Origin of the sequence: Steroidobacter sp., assembly GCF_016790065.1 — a bacterium.
Classification (GTDB): domain Bacteria; phylum Pseudomonadota; class Gammaproteobacteria; order Steroidobacterales; family Steroidobacteraceae; genus Steroidobacter.
On record NZ_JAEUPY010000045.1, the window covers coordinates 1 to 6,706 of the forward strand.

General features: G+C 61.6%; 9 protein-coding genes. 4 read left to right on the top strand and 5 right to left on the bottom strand.

Translation table 11 applies throughout. The annotated features are described in order from the left end of the window. The 4 genes from JNL55_RS01655 to JNL55_RS01670 all read right to left on the bottom strand — a co-directional run. The coding region (locus tag JNL55_RS01655; protein ID WP_293848531.1) for an NAD(P)-binding protein at positions 1 to 598 on the bottom strand (598 nt) is incomplete at its 3' end. 81 nt (positions 599 to 679) lie between these two features. Further along, on the bottom strand, positions 680 to 1,954 hold the full coding sequence (locus JNL55_RS01660; protein ID WP_293848532.1) for a lipase family alpha/beta hydrolase: 1,275 nt from the start codon (positions 1,952 to 1,954) through the stop codon (positions 680 to 682). A gap of 16 nt (positions 1,955 to 1,970) precedes the next feature. Then, on the bottom strand, positions 1,971 to 2,411 hold the full coding sequence (locus tag JNL55_RS01665) for a copper chaperone PCu(A)C (RefSeq protein WP_293848533.1): 441 nt from the start codon (positions 2,409 to 2,411) through the stop codon (positions 1,971 to 1,973). A gap of 20 nt (positions 2,412 to 2,431) precedes the next feature. Next, positions 2,432 to 3,322 carry a LysR substrate-binding domain-containing protein gene (locus tag JNL55_RS01670; protein ID WP_293848534.1) on the bottom strand — a complete coding sequence of 297 codons (891 nt, stop codon included), beginning with the start codon at positions 3,320 to 3,322 and terminating at the stop codon, positions 2,432 to 2,434. Positions 3,323 to 3,554: 232 nt separating this feature from the next. Here JNL55_RS01670 and JNL55_RS01675 point away from each other — a divergent pair, with 232 nt between their 5' ends. The 4 genes from JNL55_RS01675 to JNL55_RS01690 all read left to right on the top strand — a co-directional run bounded on the left by JNL55_RS01675 (position 3,555) and on the right by JNL55_RS01690 (position 6,582). Next, a complete protein-coding gene (locus JNL55_RS01675; RefSeq protein ID WP_293848535.1) occupies positions 3,555 to 4,094 on the top strand; it encodes a peroxiredoxin in 540 nt (179 codons plus the stop codon). A gap of 81 nt (positions 4,095 to 4,175) precedes the next feature. Next, complete coding sequence (locus tag JNL55_RS01680) at positions 4,176 to 4,712, top strand: carboxymuconolactone decarboxylase family protein (protein ID WP_293848536.1); 537 nt, start codon at positions 4,176 to 4,178, stop codon at positions 4,710 to 4,712. A gap of 118 nt (positions 4,713 to 4,830) precedes the next feature. Next, positions 4,831 to 5,286: an NUDIX domain-containing protein gene (locus tag JNL55_RS01685; protein ID WP_293848537.1), complete on the top strand. Its 456-nt coding sequence runs from the start codon at positions 4,831 to 4,833 to the stop codon at positions 5,284 to 5,286. After that, the gene (locus JNL55_RS01690) at positions 5,287 to 6,582 is read left to right on the top strand and encodes an NAD(P)/FAD-dependent oxidoreductase (protein WP_293848538.1); all 1,296 of its coding nucleotides are present in this window, start codon (positions 5,287 to 5,289) and stop codon (positions 6,580 to 6,582) included. Here the strand turns inward: JNL55_RS01690 and JNL55_RS01695 are convergent. Then, positions 6,563 to 6,706, bottom strand: a 144-nt coding sequence (locus JNL55_RS01695) for a DUF520 family protein (protein ID WP_322111006.1), incomplete at its 5' end; no start/stop codon positions are given. The two genes, JNL55_RS01690 and JNL55_RS01695, sit on opposite strands and share 20 nt — an antisense overlap.

The window sequence follows — 6,706 nt, forward strand, 5'->3', positions numbered from 1 at the left end:
CAGCGTCGAACTCACCGGTGGCGAGCAGTTGTTTCATGCTCGTCACCGGTGAGCCCAGACGCAGATCCACCCCCAAATCGATGATGTAGCCGATCTCTTCCGCCAGCACGCGTTCGGGCAGACGGAACGAAGGAATATTGGTGCGCATCAGGCCGCCGGGCGTGCCCCACTTCTCGAAGATGGTGACTTGGTAGCCCAGCGGCATCAGATCGTTGGCCACCGTCAGCGATGCCGGTCCGGCGCCGATGCAGGCGATGCGCTTGCCGTTTTTCTGGGCGGGTGCTTTAGGTAAGCGCGACCGCACGTCGTCGCGATGATCGGCGGCGACGCGCTTCAAGCGACAAATGGCGACGGGCTCGTTGTCCGGTGCAGCTTCGACGCGACCACGCCGGCAAGCGGGCTCGCAAGGACGATCGCAAACGCGGCCGAGAATTCCCGGGAACACGTTGGACTCACGGTTGACCAGATAGGCTTCCGTGAACTGACCCTGCGCGATCAACCGAATGTATTCGGGAACGTCGGTATGGGCCGGGCAGGCCCACTGGCAATCGACGACGCGATGATAGTAATCAGGATTTGCAGTATCGGTAGGTTCCACCGCTACTTAGCCCCCTATCCGCAACACCGCGCCGAAACGTTGTCGGCGTGGTTGATTTTCGATCAGACCAGTAGCGTATACCTAAGAACTGTGGGGCGCCACAGCAGCTGCAGTAATGAACTCCGAAGTAATGATCGGATCCAGGATGCGCCGCCGGCTGTCGAGCGACAGACGTTCCCAATGTACTTTGTGCGTAGCTGCCGCTCGCAATTCCGCATCCGTTACGGTGCGCACGACTTCACTCGGCGCTGCCGGTCGTGTACTGGACAAGCGCGATGTTTGTCCTTCCTTCAGGATTCCGGTGACGGCCGCCAACACTTCACTGTTGTTGGTGAGCGCGCCATGATTTTCCTGAACGAACCAGGTGTCAGCGCCATCCCAAAGCGCATTCGACGAAGGCACCGTGCCGTCGCCATCCAGGCGGACTGAATACTCGAAGCCGCCGTCGCGCAAGCGCAGTGAGGTCACGGTCTCCTGATGAGTGCCCACGATGACCGCGCAACGTTCATCCGGCGGCGGCATGCGGCTGCGAACTTTGTATGCACGGTTCAGCAGTGTCGCATCGGGCGCCAGTTCATCCTGCGGCCATTGCGCGGGATCGAACAGGTTAGGCTGCTCGGCCGGCGTCGAAGGTAACATTTGATATAGGCCGGGCAGGGTGAGGAACACCGATCGGGCCAGCGCCTCGGCGGTGTTGTGATAATCGAGCGCGGCAATCTTGCGTACCGTCGGATAGGCGGCTCGCAATGCTTGCACGGGTGCGAATGATCCTCGATTCGGTGCGCCCAACTGCACCAGTTTCCGGATGCGACGTTCGCGATCCTGGGCCAGCGCGATCCTTGCGACCAAGCCGCCCATGCTGTGCGCGACGATGGACACTTTGCGTTCGCCGGATTTTTCGATGGAGCGCGTCAAGGCGCGCGCCAGCGTTTCCAGATCGGCCCGCCAGTCGAAAGGATGAAACACCGGTCGGAAGCCGCCGATCTCCAAGCACAGTCGCAGCTTCAAGTAGCCGGGCAGCATGACGCCGAGAGCGCGCAGTGACTTGCCCGCGGGCAGAGCCAGTTGCGACAGCCCGCCCTGGGCGATGGCCATTGGATGCAGCCATAGCAAAGAGGTGGTACGTCGCTGGGTGGAGCCCAGTCGCGAGCCCATGATTCCCGGCAGCACGAACACCACTTCGCCGCGAGGATCGCTGCGAGTGGCGGCGATCTTCGCCAGCTGTGCCAACTCGCGATACTCGACTTCGCCGAAGTAGGCACTGAGCAAAGCGGCGTGCGCACCGGAACGCAGCAGCGCGATGATCTGGTCTTCGTGGAGATCAGCGGGGCTGGGTAGGGTGGGCGCGTTGGGCATGTGGGGCTAAACGCAGTTAGCGGCTGCCGGGTTCAACGACCTCGACCTGCACCGTGCGCTCGCCGGCCTTCTCGAACTCCAGCGTCATCGGAAACTTCATGCCGGCGGCCAGCGGTTGGCGCAAATCCATCAACATGAAGTGCGCACCGCCTGGCGCAAAGGTGAACGGCCGGGCCGGCACGAGCTGCACGGTCGGCAGCGGGCGCATTTTCATCATGCCGTTCTCTTCGCTGCTGGTGTGCATCTCGATGTGATCGGCGACCGTGGTGCTCGCCGCCAGCAACGTGTCGGGCTGGCCGACCGAGATTTCGAGGTACACGCCGGCCACGGTAGCGCCCACCGGCGTGGCATTGGCCCAGGCATCGTTCACAGTCACCGGTTCGCGTTGCGACTGGCCGCAACCGGCGGCGAGCAGTGCCATCGCTGTGATCAGGGCCTTTCGCAGTACTCGAGTCATGCGCTCATCCATTCTCATGATCATTCGGCCATGCTGGTCTTGATGACTTCGCACATGGCATCGATCGCTTGGGTCCGCGAGCTGCTCTTGCGCCAAATAGCACCGACCGTACGAGTCGGCACCGGCCGCGCGAACGACTTCACCGCCAGCCCTTGACCCGAACCGAACGGCCCGCGCGTCGCCAGATCCGGCAACAGCGTTATGCCCAGGCCGGCCGCGACCATTTGCCGCAAGGTTTCCAGGCTGGTGGCGCGATAGTCCTCGTTCTCTTTCACGTCGATGCGACTGCAGACATCCAGCGCCTGATCGCGCAGGCAGTGGCCGTCTTCCAGCAGCAGCAAGCTTTCGCCAGCCAGATCGTCGAGCTTGATGTGGGTCTTCTTGGCCAGCGGATGATTGTTGGGCACCGCGACGTTGAATTCCTCATGGTACAGCTCGCGCGCTTCCAGGCCGTCCATCGGCACCGGCAGCGCCAGGATGGCGACTTCGATCTCGCCGTCCCGTAGTTTTTCCAGCAACTGGTGAGTCTGATATTCGTACAGCATCAGTTTGAGCTGGGGTAATTGCTTACGCAGCCGCCGCGCTACCAGCGGCAACAGGTACGGGCCGATGGTCGGAATCAATCCGAGCTTGAGTTTGCCGGATAAGGGGTCATGTTCGTTGCGGGCCAGCGAAATGATCTCGTCGCTCTCCTGCAGGATGCGGCGAGCCAGCGGCAGGATCTTGGCGCCGGTCTCGGTCAGCGTGACCCGGCGCGGCTGGCGCTCGATCAATTGCACGCCCAGATAGTTCTCCAGCTTTTTCAGCTGGGCCGACAAGGTCGGCTGGCTGACGAACGAGCGTTCGGCGGCTTTGCCGAAGTGCTTGGTGTCGGCCAGCGCCACGAAATACCGCAGATCGCGCAGGTTCATGCAGGAGTCACCTGGGGCAGCTAGAGTCGGATCCGGAACGGGGCACGCAATAGGCTCATAGGCATAGTCTATCAAACTCCCCTTAACAATCGATTGGCGATTGCGAGCCCAACCCCCATAATTGCATCCGTCGCCTCAGAGCACTCCCCAAGAGAGGGCCGCGAGGCACGTTTTTTCAATCACGCGCCCAGCCGAAAGCCAGCGCTCAATTTTGTTGATGGAGGATGAATACATGTTAGGTGTAGGACAGAAATTTCCGCAGTTTGCGCTGACCGGCGTGGTTTCCAACGATCTGAACAGCGCGTTCAAGCCGTTCGATTCCAACAGCGCCAGCGGCAAGTGGCAGATCGTGTTCTTTTGGCCCAAGGACTTTACCTTCGTGTGCCCGACCGAAATCGCCGCGTTCGGCAAGTTGAACAAAGAGTTCAACGACCGTGACGCCGTGCTCTACGGCGTGAGCACCGATTCGGAGTTCGTGCACCTTGCCTGGCGCAAGGACAAGGAAGAGCTGCGCGATCTGCCGTTCCCGATGCTGTCGGACATCAAGCGCGAGTTGACCACGGCCCTCGGCGTCCTGGACGCGGAAGCCGGCGTTGCTCAGCGTGCGACTTACATCGTCGATCCGCAGGGCGTGATCCGCTTTGCGTACGTCACCGACCTGAGCGTCGGCCGTAGCCCGGCGGAAGTGTTGCGCGTGCTCGATGCTCTGCAGACCGACGAGCTGTGCCCCTGCAACTGGAAGAAGGGCGAGGACACGCTGAAGGCTGCCTAAGCCTCCAGCATCGCTCTTTTAGCCAATCGTGCCGGCGCGGATTATTCCGCGCCGGTGCTCCACCCAACGGAGGTTCCAGCCATGTCTCTCGAAACGATCCGCGATCAGCTGCCGGATTACGCGCGCGATCTGAAGCTCAATATCGGCAGCGTGCTCACCCCGCAGGGCGCCCCTGGCCTGAACGAAAAGCAGATTGCCGCTGTCGCCTTGTCGACGGCGATTGCCGCCCGTAACCCGCAGCTCACTCAAGCCATCGAGGCGTGGGCCAAGCCGCACCTGGACGATGCGTACGTGAACGGTGCGCGCGCCGCTGCAGCCATCATGGGCATGAACAACATCTATTACCGTTTTCTGCACTTGGTGGAAGACGGCGAGTACTCGACCCTGCCGGCCCGGCTGCGCATGAACATCATCGGCAATCCGGGTATCGACAAGCTCGATTTCGAATTGCTGTCGCTGGCGGTGTCGGCCGTCAATGGTTGCGGCATGTGCATCACTTCGCACGAGAAGAAGTTGCGTGAAGGCGGTATCAGCCGCGAGCAGATCCAGAGCTCGATCCGTATCGCATCGGTGATCCACGCCGTTGCCGGCGTACTGGAATACCAAACCGCCGCTTGATTTAGTTTCGGTCCCCCGCGCGTTATCCCTCGGGATGCCCTCGGCTACGCGACTCGATTCGCGTAGCCTTCGGGCCCAAGCCGCCGCCAGGAGCGCGCAATCCGATATACTTCGGGGCATGTCCCCTCGCCCCACGAGACTGTCCGCTGGCGTGGTCGTGATTCGTGAGACTCACGAGGGCTGGCTTTACCTATTATTGCGCGCCTACAACCATTGGGATTTTCCCAAAGGCATGGTCGAGCCGGGCGAAGAGCCGTTGGCCGCGGCGATTCGCGAAGTGCGTGAAGAGACGCTGATCGAAGATCTCCAGTTCGCCTGGGGCAACGATTACACCCAAACCAATCCGTACAGTCGCGGCAAGGTCGCGCGCTATTACATAGCCACGACCCGAACCGTCGAGGTCACGCTACCGGTGATCGAAGCGCTGGGCCGTGCCGAGCACAACGAATTTCGTTGGGTGAGTCGAGCCGACGCGCTCAAGCTGGTGTCGCCGCGCGTTTCGCCCATCATCGAGTGGGCGGACAACTACCTCGAGCCCCAGAAACCGTTGGATATAGATGAGGCCTCGGCCTAAGTGACCGCCAAACAGGTTGTCATCGTCGGTGCCGGATTCGCCGGTATGAATGCCGCGAAGCGCCTGGGGAATGTGGACGGCATCCAGGTCACGGTGCTGGATCGCGAAAATCATCACCTGTTTCAGCCGTTGTTGTATCAAGTGGCGATGGCGGCGCTCAGTCCCGCGGACATCGCAGTACCGATCCGCAGCCTGCTGGCTAAATTCCGCAACATTCGGGTTCTGAAGGCCACTGCGCGCAACGTCGACACTGCGAATCGTAAAGTCAGCTGCGACATCGGCGAGATTCCCTACGACTACTTGCTGCTCGGCTGTGGTGCCCAGCACGCCTACTTCGGCCACGAGGAGTGGGAAGCGTGCGCGCCCGGACTCAAGACGCTGCCGCAGGCCACTGAGATTCGGCGTCGGGTGTTGGAAGCCTTCGAGATTGCCGAGCGCGAGACGCATCCCGAAGAACGGCGGCGCCAACTCACATTCATCGTGATCGGCGGCGGTCCGACGGGCGTCGAACTTGCGGGTGCCATCGGCGAGATGAGTCGCTACACGCTGGCTCGCGATTTTCGCAGCATCGATCCGCGTCAGACCCGAGTCATCCTGGTCGAGGCCGGTCCCAGAATTCTTACCAGCTTCGACGACCGACTCGCCGCGCGCGCGATGCGCGATCTCGAATCGTTGGGCGTGCAGATTTGGACTGGCGCACGCGTCACCGACGTCACTGCCGAAGGTGTCGTTGTTGGCAGCGAGAAGATCGCATCAGCGACCGTGCTGTGGGCGGCAGGTGTGCGCGCTTCGGATCTCGGTCGCACGTTGAATGTGCCCGTCGATCCTGCCGGGCGCGTCATCACTGCGCCCGATCTCACCATCGAAGGTCATCCGGAAGTCTTCGTGCTCGGCGACATGTCCAGTCGCACCGGTGCGAATGGCAAGCCGCTGCCTGGCGTGGCGCTGGTCGCCATGCAAGAGGGCATTTACGCCGCCAATCTGATCAAGAAAGAAGTTAAGGGTGGAGCTGCGCCGGCGCAGCGTCCGCCGTTCGAGTATGTGGATCTGGGGCAAATGGCGACCATCGGTCGCAGCCGCGCGATCAGCGAATTTCGCGGCCTGAAGTTAACCGGCGTGTCGGCGTGGTGGTTCTGGTTGTTGGTGCACGTCTATCGGCTCAGCGGCTTCCGTGCTCGCTTGACCGTGCTCGTGCAATGGGCCTGGTCGTACATGACCTTCGGCCGTGGTGCGCGCTTGATCGTCGGCAAAGACTGGCGCGCGTACCCGGATAAACCTAATCCCGGAAATTCTTGAACTGCAGCGGCATGTCGAGCTTGGCGCCGCGCGACAGCCGAATCACTTCCTGTAAATCGTCGCGGTTCTTGCCGGTGACCCGCACCTGCTTGTCCTGAATCGCCGCCTGCACTTTCAGCTTGGA

Excerpts from the sequence above, each read along its gene's own strand:
- JNL55_RS01660 (WP_293848532.1), bottom strand. The coding sequence starts at position 1,954 with ATGCCCAACGCGCCCACCCTACCCAGCCCCGCTGATCTCCACGAAGAC.
- JNL55_RS01665 (WP_293848533.1), bottom strand. The coding sequence starts at position 2,411 with ATGACTCGAGTACTGCGAAAGGCCCTGATCACAGCGATGGCACTGCTC.
- JNL55_RS01670 (WP_293848534.1), bottom strand. The coding sequence starts at position 3,322 with ATGAACCTGCGCGATCTGCGGTATTTCGTGGCGCTGGCCGACACCAAG.
- JNL55_RS01675 (WP_293848535.1), top strand. The coding sequence starts at position 3,555 with ATGTTAGGTGTAGGACAGAAATTTCCGCAGTTTGCGCTGACCGGCGTG.
- JNL55_RS01680 (WP_293848536.1), top strand. The coding sequence starts at position 4,176 with ATGTCTCTCGAAACGATCCGCGATCAGCTGCCGGATTACGCGCGCGAT.
- JNL55_RS01685 (WP_293848537.1), top strand. The coding sequence starts at position 4,831 with ATGTCCCCTCGCCCCACGAGACTGTCCGCTGGCGTGGTCGTGATTCGT.